A 20,593-nucleotide genomic window follows, 5' to 3' on the forward strand; every position below is an offset into this window, starting at 1 on the left:
GGGAAGATAAAAGTAAATGAATGCAGTGTTGAATGTTGCCAAATTTGGCGGAACTAGCGTAGCCACATATAGCACTATAGGTAATTGTGCGCGAATAATCGCTAATAACACAAATACAAGAATTGTTGTGGTCAGCGCTTCGGCTGGAGTGACCAACCATTTAGTGGCATTGGCTAACACCGCGTTAACGAGCCAGCAAGTTGAAGAAATTGTAGAAAAGATTAAAGTAATTGAGCTTGCCATCGTTGCTCAGTTAAAAAAACCGCAAGAGGTCAAAGACAAGCTTAACGTTTTGTTAGTTGAATTGACGGACTTGGCAAAACATGAAGAAATTAATTTTAGAGACGATTTAAAAGATGCGCTAGTGTCGATGGGTGAGCGTATGTCTTCACTGCTGTTCGCAGCGGTACTCAGAGAATTCGGTATTTCGGCAACTAATTTCGATGTCAGAAAAGTACTTCGTACTGACTCAACGTTTACGCAAGCAGCACCAAATCTTGCGGTTATTAGGCAGCTTGCACAAGCATTGTTGCTCCCAGAATTATACAATTCGGTGATTGTGACTCAAGGTTTCGTTGGTGCAGATGAACAAGGTAGAACAACCACACTTGGCCGTGGAGGTTCTGATTTTACAGCAGCACTGTTAGCTGAAGCTATTGATGCACAGACTTGTGAAATTTGGACTGATGTCATTGGTGTCTATACAACAGATCCTCGCATCACCGACAAAGCCCGTCCTTTACCTGAACTGAGTTTTGAAGAGGCGGCAGAAATGGCCACTTTTGGTGCAAAAGTACTGCATCCTGCAACAATGGAACCGGCGCTTAGGCAAAACATCAAAGTATTTGTAGGCTCTAGCCGTGAACCTGAAAAAGGCGGCACTTGGATTGTTAGAGACTGTGCGCATGAACCTGCTTATAGAGCGATTACCAGACGTAAAGACCAAGTTATGGTGACGGTGAAGACTCCGAAGATGATGTATGCTCAGGGCTTCCTACAGAGTGTTTTTACGATTATCGCTAAACACAACCTTTCAGTGGACTTAGTCACGACTTCTGAGATTTCGGTATCCTTTACACTAGATAATCCGCCTAACTCTGTGTCTGAAAAGATGAACAAAGAAACACTTGCTGAATTGACCACAATTTGTGATGTCACGATTGAGCAGGGATATGATGTGGTGACAGTTGTGGGTAATAACATGCATAGCTCTACAGGTGTATCTAGTAAAATTTTTGAGGCTGTGACAGACTTTAATTTGCGCATGATATGCTTTGGTGCAAACCCACACAATCTATCATTTGTAGTGAGCAATACCGACAGCGAAGATGTGGTTAAGGTGTTGCACAAAGCATTGTTTGAATAATAAAACGGTATTCGTCATGTCTGCGAAGTACCAGCCAATAAAAAAGCGATTCCGTATCAAACCGAAATCGCTTTTTTGTTTTAACTACTGACATCGTTACTTCAATTATGAGGGCCGAGGCTCCCTCTTTTTTTTGCCGCTCAAAGGGGTAAATGCTAAACCTTAAATGTGCCAATAGACTCTTGTAACTCATCCGCCAGTCTAGCAACTTCAGCACTCGACTCTGTTGTTTGTTGAGCTCCTAATGTCGTTTCCTCAGCAATCCCAACGATGGTCTCAAGCTTTTCGCTGATTTCCGCTGACACCTGATTCTGCTCGCGAGCTGCTTGCTCAATTCGAGTGCTAACTTCATGTGCTTTGTGCACAGCATCGGTTATCAAATCAAGCGCTTTCGCTGCTTTTTCGGTTTGTGCTACGCAAATCTCAGCTTGATGCTTGCCTTGTGTCATAACCGATACTGCTTTTTCAGCACCGGCTTGCAACACTTCTATCATTGAATTAATTTCTTGTGTCGATTTTTGCGTGCGACTTGCTAAGGTACGAACTTCATCCGCAACCACGGCAAATCCGCGACCTTGTTCACCAGCTCGAGCTGCTTCAATAGCTGCGTTCAATGCGAGTAAGTTAGTTTGGTCCGCAACACCTCGAATAACGTCAAGAATGCCACCAATTGAAGCACTGTCTTCATGCAACTTGTTGATAACATCCGCTGCTTCTTGCACGTCACGCGCTAGTACTTCAATAGTGCGCTTATTTTCCATTGAAATCTGTTTCACTTTTTCCGCTTCATTATCGGCTTGACCAATTTGTTTTAGCGTATCGTCAGCACTTTGTAATACTAATTGAGAGGTACTGTGCATTTCAGTAGTTGCCGCAGCAACTTGTGATATTTGAGACTTTTGTTCTTGTATGGAGCGTGTTGTTTGCTCAGTCACTGATGATGTTTCACCTGACGCTGCTGCAAGTTGTTCGGCTCTGCCGTGGATCCCCTCGATAAGTGTCTTAAGATTTTGAATTAGAGCGTTGCAGTTTTTCGACAGCACTCCGAATTCGTCGGTGGAGGAATCGTCCAATCGATGTGTTAGATCGCCAGAAGATGCGATTTTGAGAAGCTCATTAACTTTAGCCAATGGTTTTGTAATAGCAGTTACGCTTTGGTAAGCAGTAAAGGCGGCAATGCCCAGTGATACCAGTACCATAATAATAACCCATTGTATGCTTGAGACAACTTGATCGCTTACGCCCTGCTTGAGCGATGCAGCCTTACTATTAGCTAATTTCAGTAAACTCTCTAATGACTCGAGTCCTCGAGAAATATCTTCATCAGATGCTATCAAGAAGCTTTCCGAATCTATTGCCCTTTCTAACTTAGTCACTTGATAAGTTAGAATGCCACTAGTTCCTACAATGGTTTGTTTAATAGTATCAATTAACTCACCTACTTCATCCAGCGTACCTGTATCGTCTTGGCCATTTGACATACCTAGCATCGCGGCAAATTGCTCTTCAGCTTGAGCTACCCTGAGAAGGACTTCTTTGCCTCGAATATCAGCTCGCTGCAAGGTTTCGGTAGAAACATAGTCTGCGATAGAGGATAAAATTGAAAGTAAATTTGATTCTAGTTTTACGCCTTCAACCGCGACTTCAGAAAGCACGCGCGAGTCAAGCACGGTATCTAAATCTGCAAAGTCTAGGAGGAATGAAGTTGCGTCATCAACGCTGTCTTCAATAATCGCATATTTAGTATCTACACTATCCTTGAGGTCTTGCTCTAAGAGGTGATTGCTGTATACCTTTGTTGCATTTTGAGAGTAGCTATCATAAACAACTTCAACTTCACCAAGTGCGCTTTTCAAGTTGCTTTCATATTGAACAACGCTACGCAAGACAGTTAACTGTTCATCAAAACTGCCTCTACTCGCCTCAAATGAGACTAGTTTTTCGTTCAAATCCGTTTGATTAGTCGTAACATAGGCTTCAAAGGTCAAGCGGCCCATATTTAAGAACGATGCTTTTAAGCTATTACTGCCACCAACCGTGGGTAAGGCTAAATCGCTTACCTCGTCAGTTGCATTCTCAATCTCATTTAAGCTGAAAAGGGAGAGTATACTTAACAATACGAGCAGACAACTGATGATGCTAAATCCGCTAATGACTCGCATTTTTACTGTAAGATTCATTTTTTTGACCCCTAATTACCCGATTTTCTGGTAACAATTACGACTTTTGAACAGGTGATAGAGAGTAGTTCATTTTACCTAACACTCGCGTAAGCAGATTTATAACTATGTCTACATCAAGGTATCGGTACGCATAAGTTTTTCTTTATGCTTGTTGTGAAAAAAACTGTTTTGTCTCTATGCAATACAATGTCATTGTCTTGCCCCATACGAAACCAGTATCCAGTGCAATTACTTTCTGATTATTGGTCTCACCCATTAACGATGCCCAATGCCCGAATATAAGAGTTTTGTTTTGTTTCACATCGGAATTTGGATAAAGGTACCAAGGAGTTAGTTCTTTAGGCGCTAACTCGGGATGACACTTAGTTTTGAATTCCAGCGCGTTGTCGCTTAAAAAGCGCATTCGTGTGAGGGCGTTTACGACAAAGCGAAGCCGCTCATGACCCTCTAAATTATCATTCCAAACGGTTGGGTAATTAGCGTACATATTTTTCAAAAATTGAAATTGCTCGCCACCCATTAACGCTTCACTGACTTCATCTGAAAGCGAAAGCGCCTTTTTTGTGGACCACATAGGGTATAAGCCTGCGTGTGAGATAAAGTGGTCTTTTGCTGGCTTTAAAGCCAATTTTTTAGTGCATAACCAGTCAATGAGCTCACCAAATGACTTGTGTTTAATTAAAGGATCTAACTTATCTACGGGCTTAGGCGTGCTAATACCATGAGCCATAGCAATGAGGTGTAAGTCGTGATTACCGAGTACTGTATCAAAATGTGGAGTACCTAAATCTTTTAAATATTTTAGCGTTTCCAATGATTGAGGCCCGCGCGCAATGAGGTCACCTACGGCCCATAACTTATCTGTTTTTGCATCAAACCTTGCACTTTTTAGAAGTTTGCGCAAGCCTTTGTAACACCCTTGAATATCGCCTACGACATAATTCTTGGTGATCAAAATCAATGAATACTATTTGGTTTTGATAAATTAAAGACGGGGATTTGCTCGCGATGAAATTGACCATCCGCAAATTCAAATTCATAGTAGCCTTCCATTGTACCGACTTCTGTCTTTATCATTGAGGCACTTGTGTATTCAAAACTCTCGTTTGGCTGAATAATGGGTTGCTCACCCACAACACCTTCACCTTGTACCTCTACTTTTTCGCCATCGCCATTGGTAATTAACCAATATCGGCTCTTAAGCTGAGCTGGTTGAGCTAGGTTATTATTAATCGTTACGGTGTAACTAAAAACATAAACAGGGGTTCTATCCCCACTATCTTGCAGTCCAATAAATGCTGTTTTTGTGCTAATACTTATTGATTTATTCATTGCGTTATTTTGCATTTTTTCCTTCTATCTCAGCATCTATACGTTTTTTTTCAACGTAATTGGCTAGTAAAGCAAACTGTTGTAAAGATAAGGCTTCGGCTCTTAGTTCAGGCTTAATGCCCAAGGCTTCAATTTCTTCATGCGTCATTAATTCTTTTAAACTATTACGGATAGTCTTTCTGCGTTGATTAAATGCAACGGTAACAACTTGCTGTAAACGGTCTATGTTGTCAACTTGAGCTGGGGGCTGTGCATGCGGAATAAGTCTAACAAAAGCAGAGTCTACCTTTGGAGCAGGTTTAAATGCGCTTGGTGGAACGGCAACAACAGGAATAGGTTGGCAATAATATTGCGCCATTACCGATAAACGACCATAAAGCCTATCGCCATGGGTTGCACACAGGCGCTTTACTACTTCATTTTGTAACATGAAGTGCATATCCTTCACTTTTTTAGTGAAAGAAAATAAGTGAAACATTAACGGGGTCGAAATATTATATGGCAGGTTGCCAAAAATTCTTAAGTCGCCGTCTGTTTTGACTAAGCTAGCGAAATCGAATTTCAGCGCATCTTCTTCTATAACGGTTAACTTTTTACCGAGGAGCGGGTGCTCACGTAATCTTTTTGCTAGGTCTCTATCGAGCTCAACAACAGTTAAATGGTCCACTTCTTCGGCAACGAGGTCAGTTAATGCACCTAAACCGGGTCCAATTTCTACCAGGTTTTCACCCTGTTTTGGATTAATCGCCGACACGATTTGATCAATTACATATTGATCATGAAGAAAGTTTTGACCAAAGCGTTTTCTTGCCGTGTGGCCCAAATGCTTTTGACTCATGTTTTTTTCCTAGCCAGTTTGATGGCTTTATTTATCGCCAGGCTGAAACTACCACAGTCGATATTACCAGAACCTGCGAGATCAGCAGCGGTGCCATGATCCACAGAGGTTCTGATAAAAGGAAGTCCAAGAGTGATATTCACCGATGCTCCAAAACCTTTGTATTTCAAAACGGGTAAACCCTGATCGTGATACATCGCCAATACCGCATCGGCCTGTTCTAAATACTTCGGTTGGAATATAGTATCAGCAGGAAGAGGACCAACTAAATTAATGCCTTGGGCGCGCAGTTCATCTAATTTCGGAGTAATAACTAATATCTCCTCTTTACCTAAATGACCATCTTCTCCGGCATGTGGGTTTAGACCACAAACATAAATTTTAGGTGATTCAATACCGAATTTTAGCTTCATATCGGTATGAATAATATGAATCACTTTATCCAAGCGCTCCGGCGTGATTGCTTGTGAAACATATTGCAATGGAATATGCGTTGTCGCTAAGCACACTCGCAAACCTTCCGTCGCAAGCATCATAACAACGTCACTGCAATTGGATTGATTCGCAAAAAACTCGGTGTGACCACTAAACGAAATTCCCGCCTTATTAATAATGCCTTTATGCACTGGGCCAGTAACAACAGCGTCGAATTTTCCGCTCATGTTTTCATCACAAGCTTGGCGTAATGTCTCAACAACATAATGGCCATTGTCGCTATTCAATTCCCCTGCTACTACAGGAACAGCCACTGGAGTATGCTTAACAATTAACTGTCCAGGTTGCTGCAAGTAAGTACTGCCATCCTCGTAGGGAATGATATCCAGAGCAATTCCGAGCATCTTTGCGCGTTCTTGCAGCATATCTGCGTCAGCATAAACCACCAATTGGGCATCCCAAACTTGTTGAGATAAAATAATAATAAGGTCCGGGCCAATACCTGCAGGCTCACCGGGGGTAACAGCAATCTTTAAAATTTTTGACATTACAGGTCTTTTTTATCAAGTAATTCAATGTAAGCACCATCGCGCATTTCACGCAACCAAGTATCGGTTTCTTCATTAAATTTTCTGTTAAATAATAATTGATACGCACGATCTTCTTTACGTTTTTCTGTCGCATCATCAATACGACGCTCAATTAGCTGTATTAAATGCCAACCGTGCACAGTTCTGATTGGTTGGCTATATTCATCTTTTTTAAGTGTACTCAGTGCTGCTTTAAACTCAGGCACGTATATACTTGGATCATTCCAACCTAATACGCCCCCTTTCAAAGCGGACCCCGGGTCTTCTGAATGAATTTTCGCTAACGTAGCGAAGTCTTCTTCACCTTCAATCAACGTAGTACGAAATTCTTGTAACATCTGTTCTGCTTTTTGATCACTGAGGATAATAGATGGTTTCACCAAAATATGGCGTGCGTTAACTTCTTCTATTTCAACAATCTCGACGCCTCTTGATTCCAATATTTTTAAAACATGAAAACCTGCGCCACTGCGAAGTGGCCCAATCAAAGCCTCTTGTTTCTCACCTTGTATCGCTTCTGCAAACAATGTAGGCATAGAGTTAACGTTCATCCAACCCATATCACCACCCTCAAGCGCCTTTGGACCAGAAGATGACGCAATCGCAATTTTAGTAAAATCAGACCCTGAGTTTAATAGTTCAAGTACTTTGTCTGCTGTACCTCTGGAAATAGAAATTTGCTCTTCAGTAGCACCTGATGGCACCGCAATAAGGATGTGGCCTAAGCGATATTCAGCTTGCTCGGCACCTTGCTGATTGATTAAATTAACTAAAGTATCGATCTCTTGTGGTGTGATGTAAACACGACGTCTTACATTTGCACGCGTTACTTCACCCGTTATTAATTCCTCACGTACTTTTTCACGATACACTTCGTAGGTTAAGCCGTCGGCTTGAACTTGTTTGCGCAATTGATCGATGCTGATATTGTCTTTGTCTGCGATGTTGCCAATGGTTTGTTCTAGTTGCGGGTCGCTAATTTGAATACCCATGCGCTCTGCCATTTGCATTTGCAGACTTTTTAAAATCAAACGTTCAATTGCTTGAGTGCGCAATGCTCTGTCTGACGGTAATGCTTGTCCTTGAGCAATTGCACCTTGTTTTACGCCATCAACAAGGTCAGATATTTCACTCTCAAGAACAACGCCTTGGTCTACAATGACAGATACTTTATCGAGACTTTGTTCAACCGCGTTTGCCAGCATGCTGAAAACTACGGTAACACTCAGTAAGCTTACTTTTAATAATCTGTATTTCATATTTTCTCTAATTATATAAGGTCTAAATCTAGTTAATTCAAAACATAGGGTTGGCGATAACCAAACATACCTTGCTCTAAAATATCGGAATTACTTCTTCGGCTGCCAATACCTTTTATAATAAATTGTAGGGCAATACCTGATTCGAACTCGTCGGTTGTTCGCAAACCGGTGGCATCGAATCTATTGCTTAGGCTGCGCTGGTAAGTGACACGCAATGCCCAACAGCAACTCTCGTACTGAATGCCAGTGAAGCTTTCAGTCGTTCTCGATAGGTTGGCATCTCTATAAACACGTCCCACCCAATGCCACTTTTGGTTTATTGGCCAACTAGCGGTTACACCAAATTGGTTTATTTCTTCTCCTGACAGGTCACGAATGTAACGATGGTTCACCTGGATCAGTTTATTATCGTCAATACGGTACTCAGTAGCAACACTACTGCGTTCAACTTTTTGTGTTTGCGTGGCAATCTGAATATCAGAGTGTAAAAACCAGCGTTGGTTCACTTGCCAATCAAATTCTGCCGCCAAAGCCGAACGATTATCTTTTCTTACGCTACTTACTAATTTACTGTCTTGTAAGTGAAATATCTGGCCGATACTCAAGGTGAGTTTTTCTCTATTTTGCTGGTCTACCAATCGAGCAGTGGCACCTAAGGTAATTTGATTATTGTCGTTAATTCGATCCAGCCCGGTAAATTCTTGACCTCGAAACAAATTATTAAAAGTGGTTAACAAGGGAGTTGTATCATAAAGCCCAATATTGTTTTGCTCTTCAAAACTAGTATAAAGGTATTGTGCTTTTGGTTCGATGGTGAACAAGTACTTACGGTCTAATACTAAGTCTTCTTTCTCGAAAATCAGTGAACCGTATAATCTTCCTTGACCAACTGTCCTGCTAACACTTGCGTCAAGCCGTGCTGCTGTTTCTTGAGGCAGTTCCTGTTCATAGTATGTTTGCAGTAAACTTACTTCTGCTAATAACTCACCCCATGCACGCTGGTAGGGGAGTGACAAACTAGGTTCAATATGAACCCGAAAAGCATTCGGTTTTGAATCCAGTGAATTTTCAAAATAAGCGGCTTCACTTGCTAGCGTGAAATCAACATATTGTCCTAAGTCAGTGTTATAATTGAGCTTCATTTCAGGTAACGCACGATACACGTCTGGATGGTCACCTACCACTTCAAAATCTCGGAAATTCAATGAGAAATCTAAGTTAGATGAGTAGTAGCTCACCCCAGCTTGGCGGTATAAATGCGTGTCGGCACGATTATAGTAGTCAGACCCGAGGTCAACTATATAGTTGTCATCGCTTATTCCACTGAAATCAATGTTTACATTCCAATTGTCACTGATTTTGCCTTGATGCAAATAGCGATAAAAATATCGTTCATCTTGTGTATCGGTATCGATATCTTTGGGTAAGTATTCTAATTGCACTTCACCTTGGCTTTGGCTGAATAGATAACGGAACTCTGTTTTCAGTTGAATACCGCGATTTGTCATGAGCCTTGGTGAAATAGTGGCATCATAATTTGGTGCAATATTCCAATACAATGGTTGTTCATATTCAACACCAGTGCGACTTGAACTACCGATATTTGGAAACAACAAACCGCTTTGACGTCCAGCCGTAACGGGGAAAGCAAAGTAGGGAAGCCAAAATACCGGAACACCTCCAACGTAAAAATTGGTGTTGTAAGCTTCGCCGAAAGGACTATCTTTGCCAATCACTATTTCGCTTGCAAACATTTTCCAATCTTCGCCACCTTTTGGGCAAGTGGTAAATGAGACTTGTTCTAAGCGTAGTCCTTGTTCACCCGAAAGTGAAAGTAAATCGGCTGAACCTCGCCCTGCGATATCTTTAAATTGGTATTCAGTATCTTGCATCTGCAAAAGCTGCAGGTCGCTATTTAATTCAACGCCTTGACTTTCAACTTGCAATGCTTGGTCACGATAGAGCACATCGCCACTAGCGGTGACTTGTTTGCCGTTGTCGTCGATTTGTGCAACGTTAGCATTGATCATTGAATTTGGACTAGCAATAGTAACATTACCATTGAATAAGGCTGACCTGTTCTGGATCATTTGAGCGGCGTCAGAACTGACTCTAATTTTATTGTCAGTGGTCAATAGTGCAGGGTCAAATTGAGTACTTGGCGGGACGCACAGCTCAATGCTTTGCGCACTTACAAAAAATGCACTGATGCTAAACGTGATAGTAGAGAACAATTTGATCATCAAATGATTTTTTAGGTAACCTTTTTAGCTAGTCTTTGAGTTTTTACACAAACACTAATTTTCGCCAAACGACGCTTGAGCGTCTAAACACCCAGAGTTTTCGAACATTTATTTTGCAGAACGTTCAAACGGCCTCAAATTTTAATGCTTTGAGTCAGAATAACAAACTATATTGTTGAAAAATGAGTAATAAAAACCTAATTATTGGTAAAATGCCGAAAAATACAGCGAATTTAGACATGAAGTACCTAACTATATAGATTTTTACGTCATTACTTTTTTAGTTTAGAGTAAGCGGTGACTGATATTTCAAACTAACATGCCAGAGGGCAATGAAAAGATGCAAATTTGGGGAAAAGTTGTTGGTGTGCTTTTGGGCTTTATGTTTGGCCGAGTTGCAGGAGCTATCCTAGGCTTAATTGTTGGTCATATATTCGATACAACATACAGTAAAGACTTTTCGCAGAAAGGCGGTTTTGCTCGCTTTTTTACGACATCAGGTGAAATTCAGCAACAAGCGGTTTTTTTTCATAGTTTGTTTTCTGCGCTAGGTCATATTGCAAAGTCAGACGGTATCGTCTCGCAAGAGGAGATTCAGGTAGCCTCCACATTGATGGACGAAATGTCTTTAACGGGTGACACTCGATTAGAGGCTCAGCAAGCATTTCGGGATGGCAAACAACGCGATTTTGCGATTATTAATATGCTTCAACAATTTAAAGAGCAATACCATGGACGTCGCGATGTTCTGCAAATTTATTTGGAAATACTAATTCAAGCTTGTTGCGCGCACAAAAAGTTAAGTGCTGCGCAGTACACGTTGTTAGAAAAAATTGCTAAGACACTCGGTTTCAGAAGAGTAGAACTTGATTTTCTGATCATTACTTTTGAGGCTGAGCAACGCTTTCGCACTGGTAGGTCACAAAAAAACAATCAACGACGTCAGCAACAAAATCAATATGGTGGTTCTGGTAGTTATTCTGCACAGTCTGAATTAGAAGATGCATATAGAATATTAGGTATTAAACAAGAGGATGATTCAAAAGTGATTAAAAAAGCGTATCGCAAACAAATGTCATTGCATCATCCTGATAAAATGGCATCTAAGGGATTGCCGGCACAAGCGCTTGAGTTATCTAAACAGAAAGCTCAGGATATTCAAGCAGCCTATGAGCTTGTTCGAAAACATAAGCATTTTTAAATGAATCCAAAAATTGCTAGTGGCAAAAAAGAGAAAGCCATTTTATCTGCCGAAAACGAAATTGCGATTAACGATTTTATCAGTATGTTGTGGATTGAAAAAGGACTGAGTGATAATACTGCGGGAGCCTATAGAAGCGACCTAACTAAGTTTTCACTCTTTTTACAAAACGACTCTATCTTTACATCCGATTTGGCTTCAGTACAAAAAGAGGATATTCAGGCGTTCTTAACATTGCGTTTTGAACAAAAATTATCGCAACGCTCAACATCAAGATTCTTAAGTTCATCAAGGTCTTTTTTCAAGTATGCAATTACAAAAAAATGGCGAGCGGATAATCCGACTCAAGGGCTAAGTAACCCTAAGTTACCAAGTTATCTACCAAGTACATTAACTGAGCAACAAGTAGACCAATTATTATCGGCTCCAAGCGATAATGACCCGATAAATGCGCGCGACAAAGCGATGTTGGAAGTGTTGTATGCTACGGGTATTCGAGTCTCAGAATTAGTTAATTTGCAAATGAACGAAGTAAGTTTGTTACAGGGCGTCATCAGAGTCATGGGTAAAGGCAATAAGGAACGCTTGGTGCCCTTAGGTGAAGTCGCAATTGATTGTTTGAGCGCCTATTTGAAAGAATGGCGACCGCAATTATTAAGCAAACCAAGTAATACTATTTTTCCGAGCAAGCGCGGCACAACAATGACACGACAGACCTTTTGGCATCGTATAAAGTTGCATGCAAAGCAGGCTGGTATTCAGGCTCATTTGTCACCTCACACACTGAGGCATGCTTTTGCTACGCACTTGCTAAACCACGGAGCTGATTTACGCGTGGTACAAATGTTATTAGGGCATAGTGACTTGTCTACAACGCAAATTTATACCCATGTTGCTACTGAAAGACTTCAATCCTTGGTCAAAAACCATCATCCTAGAGGGTAAGTTTATGAATTTTTAGCCGTCGCGTTATTAGCCACAGCGTTATTAGCCACAGCGTCATTAGCCACAGCGTCATTAGCCACAGCGTTGAATGTTTTTTTGGAAATTAACGGTCTTCGTATGTTCAGTTCAGTGAATAGTTACCAACGATGTGTTACAGAGTATTTTTTTTGGAGTGTTTGTATGAATTATATCAATAGGTTAATAGTGAAATTAACGTTTGTTGTTGTGTCAGTCATGTTATCTTTTTTTGTGTTGTCGGCAACGTCTAATGCTAACGGAGAGCATGCTGAGCTAATTAAAAAGTTTGAGCAAAAGCTGAACTTCGAAATTATCTCTGTGGAAGATTCAAATGTGCCCGGCTTGTTACAGATAAATACAACGACTGGCATTTTTTACAGCAGTGAAAATGGTGAATATTTTCTAAGCGGTCGAGTCTATCGCGTTGGCGATGAAATTGTTGATGAAACCGGTGCGGCCCTGCAAAAATATCGTTTGGAAGGCATCGAACGATTCAAAGACTCGGCCATTGAATTTAAGTCAGAAAAAGAAAAATACGTCATTAATGTATTTACCGATGCAACATGTGGTTTTTGTCGTAAGTTTCACAATGAAATGGATATTCTCAATGATTTAGGGATTACGGTTCGCTATCTTGCTTTCCCAAGACAAGGTATTAACAGCCAAGTTTATCGTGATGCGGTTTCGATTTGGTGTTCTGAAAATCCGCAGGAAGCAATGACTAAAGCGAAAGCAGGTGGCAAAGTTGCTAGCAAATCATGTGAAAATGAAGTTGCTGATCAATATAACTTTGGTAAGGCAATTGGCGTAAACGGGACACCAAATATTATTATGCCTGATGGAACTATTATTCCTGGTTATCAGCCAGCGCAGACTTTGTTGTTAGCAATTAAGGCTGCACAGAAAGCGTAAAGTATGGAAACAGCAAATGCGTTTGGTTTGTCTATATTTTTTGAGCTTTAACAACATACCGCAGGGGTGGATTAGGCTCGATACTGTCAAACGGGTAGCAGGTAATTAAGGTAATGCTTGTTGTGCTTTCATTATTGTCCAATACATCAAGGTTATGTTGGTCGACAATCTCTATGTTAGTTACGCGGTAGGCCTGTTTTAAATAGGCATCTTTGCTATTAAGACTGGAAATCGTGCTTTTTTTTAGATTTTTATTGCGGCTTGTTAAATATACCAGATCACCCATTTTTGCATTTTTTAAGACATCAAAATGTGTGTCTCTATGACCTGCAATAGCGGCATTGCCGGGACTACCCAGTGATGCAGTTTGTAGCATGTGCGCTGGGCCAAATGCTAAGTTGCGACCACTTGCGCCAGCGAGTATATACTGGGTTTTTTGATACATTTCTAGTTTGGCAACTGGATAAGTATCAGCCCATGGCCACGGCTTCTTTTGCTCACCTGTATTCATATAATGACGCCAAGAGTCTGCAATTAAATATTGTGCGTATTGGGCTTTGGCTGTTATATAAAATCCGTCAAAAAGGAAAAGTAAGGCGAAAACAAAGATAATTAGGCTAGTGATTGTTTTTAGTTTTATAGACCATTCAAAAATAGACTGCTCTTTTGCTTCCTTCATGCGCGTTATCTCCTCTAAACTAAGATTGATTTTTCGTCGTGAATGGGATTTTTAGCCTGTTGATTAGCAAACTGAATAACATTAATAGAACTCCGATCATGATGTTCAATTGAGCGTTAGTTGCGGTTTGTGGCAGTGCAAATGCGTGTTGCGATTGAAGTGCCTTATTATTTTGTGCATATCTGTCTAAATCTCTAGACTTACTAGGCAAAATGTCAACGGCCACTAAACTTGTGTATTGGCTAACAATGTGATGCTCCAGTGCAGTTGCTGTTATCTCTTGAACTATTCTTTGCTTGGCCGATTTTTGCTGATCAGACGTTTTACTATGTGAGCTTGGTGATTCAAATTGCGCGTCAGGACCGTCAAATGCTATGTTACGTTTGTCTCTGCTCAACTGCGCAATTTTTTCGCTTGCCCACAACACGTTAATGCCTTTTGCTTTTTTTTCTACTTCGAAAGTGAGCTTATTTTGAGGCTCTTTGTGACGCGCGTTATGCGTTTCTATATGTAGGCGCTTTGCTAAAATGTCAGCCTGAATGATGCCTCTATCCACTGGTTTTTGAGGTGTAAAATGCCAAGCATTATTATTGTAATTACCCATTAACATAGGCCCTTCAGTCTTTGAGAACGGAAATGAAGCGTCCATTCCCATCGGTTGTTTATAGGTCAGTACGAGAGGATCGCTGCTGTATAAATCGCCGATAACGTTAGGATACATTTCAAATTGCTGATATTGCTGAATACCTTTCAAATTTAATTTAATATCGGTCAGTGCTGGGGAATTAATTTTACTCATAAGCTCAGCCATTTTTCGCTTTACTTGCTTGGTGTCACCAATAAACGTAAAGGTGCCTTTGCCACTTTTGGCCGCTTCGGTCATAAAATAGCTGTTTGGTGCTGCGCCGATACCAATGGTAAATAACCGAGCTTGTTTTAGGTTTTCTTCAATTAGTCGCATTAAGTTTGCTTCATTACTGACACTGCCGTCGGTAATAAACAATATCTGTTTAAAAAGTGCAGGGTCCGCTTCACTTAGCAAAGCCATAGATAACGCTTGATGCATTTCTGTGCCACCATTCGCCCTCAATTTCGCGATAAAATCAAACGCGCTTATTTTATTTTGAGGGTCAGCAAATTTAGCTTTCCGCCAAAGAATGTCGGCATTGCTATTAAACTCGATAATATTAAATTTGTCTTTCGTGCTCAGATCATCGATGGCATATGCCAAGGCTTGTTTAGCTTGCACAATAGCCTCACCTGACATAGAGCCTGAGGTATCCAAAACAAAAATAACTTCTCTGTCTAAAACAAGCTGCTCGTTTGGTAGTGGAGGATATAACACGATCATGCCATATTCACTGCCGTTTACGAACTGCGTAAAGTGCGCTGAGGTTGGCTTACTTCCTAATTCTAGCTGCCAGTTAAGGACAAAGTCCTGCCTCTTTACGTCACTTTCTGCCAATGTAACTAGATAGCTATTACCTTCTCCAGTGCTAGTAATTATTGCATGGTGCTCACTTTCAATATTTTGTAATTGAGTTCCTGTGTTAAGCCGAACACTTATATTGATGTTGTCTGAAAATACAGATTGTGAGGCCACAGTATTATGATTGTCTTTGTCAGTGTCAGTGACCCACGCTTGCGTTGTTACTTGGGCATTTTCTAGTGTCGTAAGCAGTGCTGTTTCAGCTTGTTCAGTATTGCCGTTTACCGGGGCATATCGTGGCGTTATTGTGAATGGAAAACGCAATGAATAGCCGTCATGCAGATATTGCAGTGTTTGTTGGTATTCAATATTTATAACAACGGTTTCGCCAGGCCCGATATTAGCAATATTATTAGTGAATAGATTAGGTCGCCTGTGTTCAACTAAGCTGGCTTTCTTTCCTTCTCGTTTTGCTTGTTCGAATATTCTTTTAGCTTCTTGTTTCTGTTTGATTTGCCCTTCTATTTTACGTTCATCTATTTGTATCATCAAATGGTCGACTGCCGCATTCTCAGGCAGTGGAAACACATACAATCCGTCCACCCATTCATCACTTCGATTAGTGAATGTTTGACTTACCGCTGTTCTGGCAAGCATGCCAGTAACGTTGATTTTTACGTCGGTCTGCAAGTTATCGCTCAATGTAAACACTGAATTGGACCTTGCCAGAGTTTTATTTAATGGCTCAGTGAGGTCGCTATTTTCAACTACAGACTGAAAATACAGTTGCCCAGTTTGCGCATCTTCATATGGATTTACCACGGTAATGTTGGCTTGCTCGATAGTAACTTGTAATCGACCATTATCTCGATGGATTGTATCACTATTGATAGTTTGTTCTGATGCGCTCAATGCGTTTTTTATCAACAACAGTGAACTAGAAATACCCCCATCAACGGCCATTAGCCGCGAGGGGAATTCAGCTGCAAGCACCTGAATGACCCCAACAACGGTAATCGCAGACACAACAATAACAAAGCGATGGAGTGATGCCATGAGAGTATTCCCTATAATAATTGAAAACAGTGTTTAGTTATTTGCTGCTGTCATTTCTGCTGTTTTGTTGCGCACTTTCAAGAGGACTCGACGGTCAAAGAAGTTACCTTCAAAGCTATCGCTTTTACTCACTAGTTCGGACTCGCCAAATGATTGAGTGAATACTTGATCTTGGTTTACGAATTGACTCATTAAGTAGTCTTTTACTGCCTTAGCACGTTGCTGTGAGAGCACTTGGTTGTAGGTAGACTCGCCGCGTTGATCCGCAAAGCCAGAGAGCTCAATCGTTAACTTTGGGTTTTTGCGTAATTCACTTGCTAGGCCATCAAGTTGTGACTTGTAATGATCTTCAACTAGAAAAGAGGCGGTTTTAAATTGAATATTAGCTTCAATTGTGGGGGGGGGCTGCGCAATGGCTTGATTCATTGCAGTGTCCATAGCTGCGATCTGTTGATTAGCTGAGGCAATCGAATCTTGATAATTCTGCTGCAATGCGACAAGTTGGAGATTATTGCTCTGTAGCTCTTTTTTAGTTATTGATAAGCGATTTTCATCATTAATATCATCAGCAATAAATAAGCCAAATAGGCCCGCGATCGCCGCACCCAATGGACCCGCAACAACTCCACCAAATACAATCCCAGTGCTTAAACCAACGACATTATTTTTAGTCTCTTGATTTTTAGTCCCTTCATTTCTAGTTTTTTGATTTTTAATTACTTCCGCACTTGGTTTTAGTTCAGGCGCCTGTTTGTTTGAGGGCGAACCCGCAATTGAAAATGCAGAAACACTCATTAAGCTGGTAAAAGCAACCGCTAAGGTAATTTTACTTAATGTTTTTTTAGTAAAAGCGTTTTTAGTAAAAGCGTCTTTAGTAAAAGCGTCTTTGTTTTGAGATGTGCCTATAAAAGCACTGGTGCCTATGTTTGCGTTAGTTTTGTTAAATGTTGTTTTCATGTTTTTCTCCAAAGATGTTTAAAGTTTATTTTTAAATGCCATGCTATTAAACAAAGACTTCATGGCAACTTCGGGGAGGAAAAATGGCAATGTTGAGGTCAATTGTGGCGAAAAAATGGAAATTGCATGCAAAGGCTTTCACCCATCGTGATTTTCTATATAGTTAAGCCCAACTGTTTAAATGAAAGGTGTGTTATGTCGAAGCAAATTGCTTTAGTTGAAGATGACCAAGCGCTTAGAGAAAACTATGTGTCTGCTTTAACTAAGCAGGGCTATGTAGTAAAAGCCTATTCAAATAGACGGCAAGCAGAAACTGCCTTTGCACAACAACTACCCGACTTAGCGATTGTTGACATAGGTTTGGAGGATGAAATCGATGGCGGTTTTGCGGTATGCCAAACCTTACGTAGCCTGTCGAAAACCTTACCAATTATCTTTTTTACGGCACGTGATAACGACTATGACACTATATGCGGCTTAAGAATGGGAGCCGATGACTACTTAACAAAGGATATCAGTTTGCCCCATTTGTTAGCTCGCATTGCGGCTCTATTTAGGCGTACTGAATTATTAAATCAACCTCTCGTGCCATCAGACCTGATTAAGTCAGGGGAACTGATCGTGGACGCAAAGCGCATGACGGTAAAATGGAAGGGGCAGATTATTGATCTGACCGTCACTGAGTTTTGGATGTTACATGCGATTGCGAAGTACGCTGGGCATGTGAAAAGTCGACAACAGTTAATGGATGAGTCGAAAATGGTCGTCGATGACACCACAATTACGTCACACATAAAACGAGTAAGAAAAAAGTTTGTGCAAGTTGACCCTTCTTTTGACCGCATAGAAACAGTTTATGGCATGGGTTATCGCTGGAAAGCGGACAATTCATGAATAAATGGCGCATTGGCTTACGCGTTCAGTTGCTCTTTTTCTCATCATTTTTATTCGCAATTCCTTATTTGGGGTACCAATATGTGTGGGAATTAGAAACATACTTACGCATTGGTCAAGAGCAAACTATGCTAGGAACTGCTCGTGCGGTCGCGACTGCATTGCATGAGCGCCCTAAATTATTTAATGTGCAATCTTCTTTTATGAGTAATGTAAGGCCGGGTACGGATTTGTATGCACATAGCATTGATTATCCTATTCAGCTTGACGGTGATGCATCGGATTGGGATGAATATAAAGCTTTTAAGCTCAACTACGCGGAACAAAACCTAATTCAAATGCAGCAAGCGTATCGAGTGCAAAGTTTGTCTTTTAGGCACATGATTGGCCGTTATGACAAATTTCTGTATGCGCTATTTGAAGTCCTAGATGATAATCTGGTGTTTAGAGCGCGCAATAGCTTGCGAATTGACCGTAACGATTATTTACAGGTAGCGATGATCGACATTAAAGGTGACTTTCAGCGTTATGTTATCGCGCCCATGCAGTCAGGATGGGTTAACGCGTATTTGCTCAAGCCTAATACTAAGGGTATTCAGCCGGATCGCCTAGAGACTAAAATTCAGGGCTATTGGCAACAAACAGAAAACGGCTACACCATAGAGTTACGTCTTCCTGTGGGTATGATGTCGAGTAAAATCGCTTTTGCTATTACTGACGTTGATGATCCAAAAATTGGTTTTGCAAAATATACGCTGGGTACCGCTGACCCCACAAAACAGGACTCATTGGGCACCGTGCTAATACCATCGCCTGACATTGAGAACATTTTAAAGGGCTTGAAGTACTCCAATGCAAGAGTCTGGGTAATTGATAAACATATGCGAGTGTTAGCTAAGTCAGGCGAGATACAAAGCGCCAGTGGCGTGCAAGCGCAGCGGTCCAATCAAGCAGAAAAGCACAGCTGGTGGCAGTATGTTGAAAACGAATGGTTGTTGCCGGTGTATTACAAAATTCTGACCAAACCTCCCGCTGATTTTGTTGATGATCTTGAAAACGCATATGCATTGCAAGGTCAGGATGTTGAGGAGGCTTTAGATGGCACTCCAAGCAGTTTGTGGCGTTTGAGTGCAGATAAAAAAGCGGTCATTTTATCGGCCGCGCATCCTATATTCATTGATGAACAGGTAATGGGAGCGGTTGTTGTGGAGCAAACAACAAACGGTATAAGAACATTGCGTAATCAGGCCCTAGAAAATCAATTTCACTTTATTTTGGCGGTTATTGTTTTAGGTACCCTTTCCTTATTTTTATTGGCGTCACGTATTTCATGGCGAATTCGCAAACTCCGAAATGAAGCCGAAGGCGCTATTGATAGTTCAGGCAAAATAATCGGTGAAATAAAAGCATCTCCTACAAATGATGAAATTGGTGACTTGAGTCGTACTTTCAACAATGTGTTGTCTAAATTGAATCAATACAATAGCTATCTAGAAAATATGGCGTCGCGTTTGTCGCATGAACTCAGAACGCCGGTGGCGATTGTTAACTCATCATTAGATAACTTGTCGCTTGAGCAGCACTCACCTGACAATCAAGCCTACATAGATAGGGCCAAAGAGGGAATTAATAGGTTAAGTAAAATACTCACCAACATGAGTGAAGCAACGCGTCTAGAACAAGCAATTCAACGCAGTGATATTGAAATGTTTAATGTAGACGAAGTGCTGAGTGGCTGCTCACAAGGTTATCGACTAGCCTATCCTGCAAGGCGTTTTTTACTTGAGTCAGAGTTACAAAAAGTCGTCATATCAGGTGCACCTGAGCTCTTCGCTCAAATGCTTGATAAGATTGTTGCAAACGCGATTGAATTTAGTCCCATTGATTCAGTGATTAAAATTGCGTTAAAAGGGAACACAAATGCGTTTCGAATTCAGATTAGTAATCAGGGGCCACTATTGCCTGAAAATATGCAAAAAGAACTTTTAGACTCAATGATTTCTGTTAGAAAAGAACAAAACACCGAGCAGCCACATTTAGGTTTAGGTTTATATATTGCTAAAATGATTGCACTTTTTCATCATGCTGAGATTAATATTGATAATCAAACGGATGAATCCGGCGTGGTAGTCACAATAAGTTTTAAATTCCGCTAAGTCTGCCGATATAGAGTTATGCTGAAACGACTATCATGATGCTGGTGCAGAGAGCAGTATGAGTTACTCACTTTCCTGGTTAATGACATTTTCTGCG

16 protein-coding genes are annotated in these 20,593 nt (G+C 40.9%); 6 read left to right on the plus strand and 10 right to left on the minus strand.

Translation table 11 applies throughout. The features are described from left to right. The first annotated feature begins 16 nt into the window (after window positions 1-16). Window positions 17-1,366 carry a lysine-sensitive aspartokinase 3 gene (gene lysC / locus G399_RS0105605; RefSeq protein WP_006011681.1) on the plus strand — a complete coding sequence of 450 codons (1,350 nt, stop codon included), beginning with the start codon at window positions 17-19 and terminating at the stop codon, window positions 1,364-1,366. 155 nt (window positions 1,367-1,521) lie between these two features. Here the strand turns inward: lysC and G399_RS0105610 are convergent, their stop codons facing one another. The 7 genes from G399_RS0105610 to G399_RS0105640 form a co-directional block, all read right to left on the minus strand. Then, window positions 1,522-3,546 (minus strand): methyl-accepting chemotaxis protein, encoded by a 2,025-nt coding sequence (locus tag G399_RS0105610; protein WP_006011684.1) that lies wholly within the window; start codon window positions 3,544-3,546, stop codon window positions 1,522-1,524. A gap of 145 nt (window positions 3,547-3,691) precedes the next feature. Then, on the minus strand, window positions 3,692-4,507 hold the full coding sequence (locus G399_RS0105615) for a symmetrical bis(5'-nucleosyl)-tetraphosphatase (RefSeq protein ID WP_425304071.1): 816 nt from the start codon (window positions 4,505-4,507) through the stop codon (window positions 3,692-3,694). Beyond that, on the minus strand, window positions 4,507-4,896 hold the full coding sequence (apaG, locus tag G399_RS0105620) for a Co2+/Mg2+ efflux protein ApaG (protein ID WP_006011689.1): 390 nt from the start codon (window positions 4,894-4,896) through the stop codon (window positions 4,507-4,509). Before apaG ends, G399_RS0105615 begins: the two co-directional genes overlap by 1 nt. After that, window positions 4,886-5,719: a 16S rRNA (adenine(1518)-N(6)/adenine(1519)-N(6))-dimethyltransferase RsmA gene (gene rsmA / locus G399_RS0105625; RefSeq protein ID WP_006011690.1), complete on the minus strand. Its 834-nt coding sequence runs from the start codon at window positions 5,717-5,719 to the stop codon at window positions 4,886-4,888. The genes apaG and rsmA overlap by 11 nt, the downstream gene beginning before the upstream one ends. Continuing rightward, a complete protein-coding gene (pdxA, locus tag G399_RS0105630) occupies window positions 5,716-6,702 on the minus strand; it encodes a 4-hydroxythreonine-4-phosphate dehydrogenase PdxA (RefSeq protein WP_006011691.1) in 987 nt (328 codons plus the stop codon). Before pdxA ends, rsmA begins: the two co-directional genes overlap by 4 nt. After that, a complete protein-coding gene (surA, locus tag G399_RS0105635) occupies window positions 6,702-8,015 on the minus strand; it encodes a peptidylprolyl isomerase SurA (RefSeq protein ID WP_264358391.1) in 1,314 nt (437 codons plus the stop codon). The genes pdxA and surA overlap by 1 nt, the downstream gene beginning before the upstream one ends. A gap of 20 nt (window positions 8,016-8,035) precedes the next feature. Further along, window positions 8,036-10,249, minus strand: a complete 2,214-nt coding sequence (locus G399_RS0105640) for an LPS-assembly protein LptD (protein WP_006011693.1) — start codon at window positions 10,247-10,249, stop codon at window positions 8,036-8,038. Window positions 10,250-10,589: 340 nt separating this feature from the next. On the opposite strand from G399_RS0105640, the gene djlA reads away from it, so the two are divergent. The 3 genes from djlA (at window position 10,590) to G399_RS0105655 (ending at window position 13,325) form a co-directional block, all read left to right on the plus strand. Then, on the plus strand, window positions 10,590-11,450 hold the full coding sequence (gene djlA, locus G399_RS0105645; RefSeq protein WP_006011694.1) for a co-chaperone DjlA: 861 nt from the start codon (window positions 10,590-10,592) through the stop codon (window positions 11,448-11,450). Continuing rightward, entirely contained in the window at window positions 11,451-12,395 is a 945-nt protein-coding gene (xerD, locus tag G399_RS0105650) for a site-specific tyrosine recombinase XerD (RefSeq protein WP_006011695.1), read from the plus strand. Between the two features lie 180 nt (window positions 12,396-12,575). Then, a complete protein-coding gene (locus G399_RS0105655; RefSeq protein ID WP_006011696.1) occupies window positions 12,576-13,325 on the plus strand; it encodes a thioredoxin fold domain-containing protein in 750 nt (249 codons plus the stop codon). A gap of 31 nt (window positions 13,326-13,356) precedes the next feature. Here G399_RS0105655 and G399_RS0105660 read toward each other — a convergent pair whose 3' ends face one another. The 3 genes from G399_RS0105660 to pdsO are packed head-to-tail and all read right to left on the minus strand — an operon-like array spanning window position 13,357 to window position 17,446. Further along, window positions 13,357-14,004: a class GN sortase gene (locus G399_RS0105660; protein ID WP_006011697.1), complete on the minus strand. Its 648-nt coding sequence runs from the start codon at window positions 14,002-14,004 to the stop codon at window positions 13,357-13,359. Window positions 14,005-14,023: 19 nt separating this feature from the next. Then, on the minus strand, window positions 14,024-16,489 hold the full coding sequence (locus tag G399_RS0105665) for a marine proteobacterial sortase target protein (RefSeq protein WP_006011699.1): 2,466 nt from the start codon (window positions 16,487-16,489) through the stop codon (window positions 14,024-14,026). A 33-nt stretch (window positions 16,490-16,522) separates the two neighbouring features. Continuing rightward, window positions 16,523-17,446, minus strand: coding sequence for a sortase-associated OmpA-like protein PdsO (pdsO, locus tag G399_RS0105670; protein WP_006011700.1), 924 nt, complete (start codon window positions 17,444-17,446; stop codon window positions 16,523-16,525). A 195-nt stretch (window positions 17,447-17,641) separates the two neighbouring features. Here pdsO and pdsR point away from each other — a divergent pair, with 195 nt between their 5' ends. After that, window positions 17,642-18,340 (plus strand): proteobacterial dedicated sortase system response regulator, encoded by a 699-nt coding sequence (gene pdsR / locus G399_RS0105675; protein WP_006011702.1) that lies wholly within the window; start codon window positions 17,642-17,644, stop codon window positions 18,338-18,340. Beyond that, complete coding sequence (gene pdsS, locus G399_RS0105680) at window positions 18,337-20,496, plus strand: proteobacterial dedicated sortase system histidine kinase (RefSeq protein ID WP_006011703.1); 2,160 nt, start codon at window positions 18,337-18,339, stop codon at window positions 20,494-20,496. The genes pdsR and pdsS overlap by 4 nt, the downstream gene beginning before the upstream one ends. Window positions 20,497-20,593: the final 97 nt, after the last annotated feature.

It is taken from the genome of Brumicola pallidula DSM 14239 = ACAM 615 (assembly GCF_000428905.1).
Taxonomy (GTDB): Bacteria; Pseudomonadota; Gammaproteobacteria; order Enterobacterales; family Alteromonadaceae; genus Glaciecola; species Glaciecola pallidula.

What these genes read in the sequence shown, in the direction of transcription:
- lysC (WP_006011681.1), top strand. Translation starts at nt 17, where the DNA reads ATGAATGCAGTGTTGAATGTTGCCAAATTTGGCGGAACTAGCGTAGCC.
- G399_RS0105610 (WP_006011684.1), bottom strand. Translation starts at nt 3,546, where the DNA reads ATGAATCTTACAGTAAAAATGCGAGTCATTAGCGGATTTAGCATCATC.
- apaG (WP_006011689.1), bottom strand. Translation starts at nt 4,896, where the DNA reads ATGCAAAATAACGCAATGAATAAATCAATAAGTATTAGCACAAAAACA.
- rsmA (WP_006011690.1), bottom strand. Translation starts at nt 5,719, where the DNA reads ATGAGTCAAAAGCATTTGGGCCACACGGCAAGAAAACGCTTTGGTCAA.
- pdxA (WP_006011691.1), bottom strand. Translation starts at nt 6,702, where the DNA reads ATGTCAAAAATTTTAAAGATTGCTGTTACCCCCGGTGAGCCTGCAGGT.
- G399_RS0105640 (WP_006011693.1), bottom strand. Translation starts at nt 10,249, where the DNA reads ATGATCAAATTGTTCTCTACTATCACGTTTAGCATCAGTGCATTTTTT.
- djlA (WP_006011694.1), top strand. Translation starts at nt 10,590, where the DNA reads ATGCAAATTTGGGGAAAAGTTGTTGGTGTGCTTTTGGGCTTTATGTTT.
- xerD (WP_006011695.1), top strand. Translation starts at nt 11,451, where the DNA reads ATGAATCCAAAAATTGCTAGTGGCAAAAAAGAGAAAGCCATTTTATCT.
- G399_RS0105655 (WP_006011696.1), top strand. Translation starts at nt 12,576, where the DNA reads ATGAATTATATCAATAGGTTAATAGTGAAATTAACGTTTGTTGTTGTG.
- G399_RS0105660 (WP_006011697.1), bottom strand. Translation starts at nt 14,004, where the DNA reads ATGAAGGAAGCAAAAGAGCAGTCTATTTTTGAATGGTCTATAAAACTA.
- G399_RS0105665 (WP_006011699.1), bottom strand. Translation starts at nt 16,489, where the DNA reads ATGGCATCACTCCATCGCTTTGTTATTGTTGTGTCTGCGATTACCGTT.
- pdsO (WP_006011700.1), bottom strand. Translation starts at nt 17,446, where the DNA reads ATGAAAACAACATTTAACAAAACTAACGCAAACATAGGCACCAGTGCT.
- pdsR (WP_006011702.1), top strand. Translation starts at nt 17,642, where the DNA reads ATGTCGAAGCAAATTGCTTTAGTTGAAGATGACCAAGCGCTTAGAGAA.
- pdsS (WP_006011703.1), top strand. Translation starts at nt 18,337, where the DNA reads ATGAATAAATGGCGCATTGGCTTACGCGTTCAGTTGCTCTTTTTCTCA.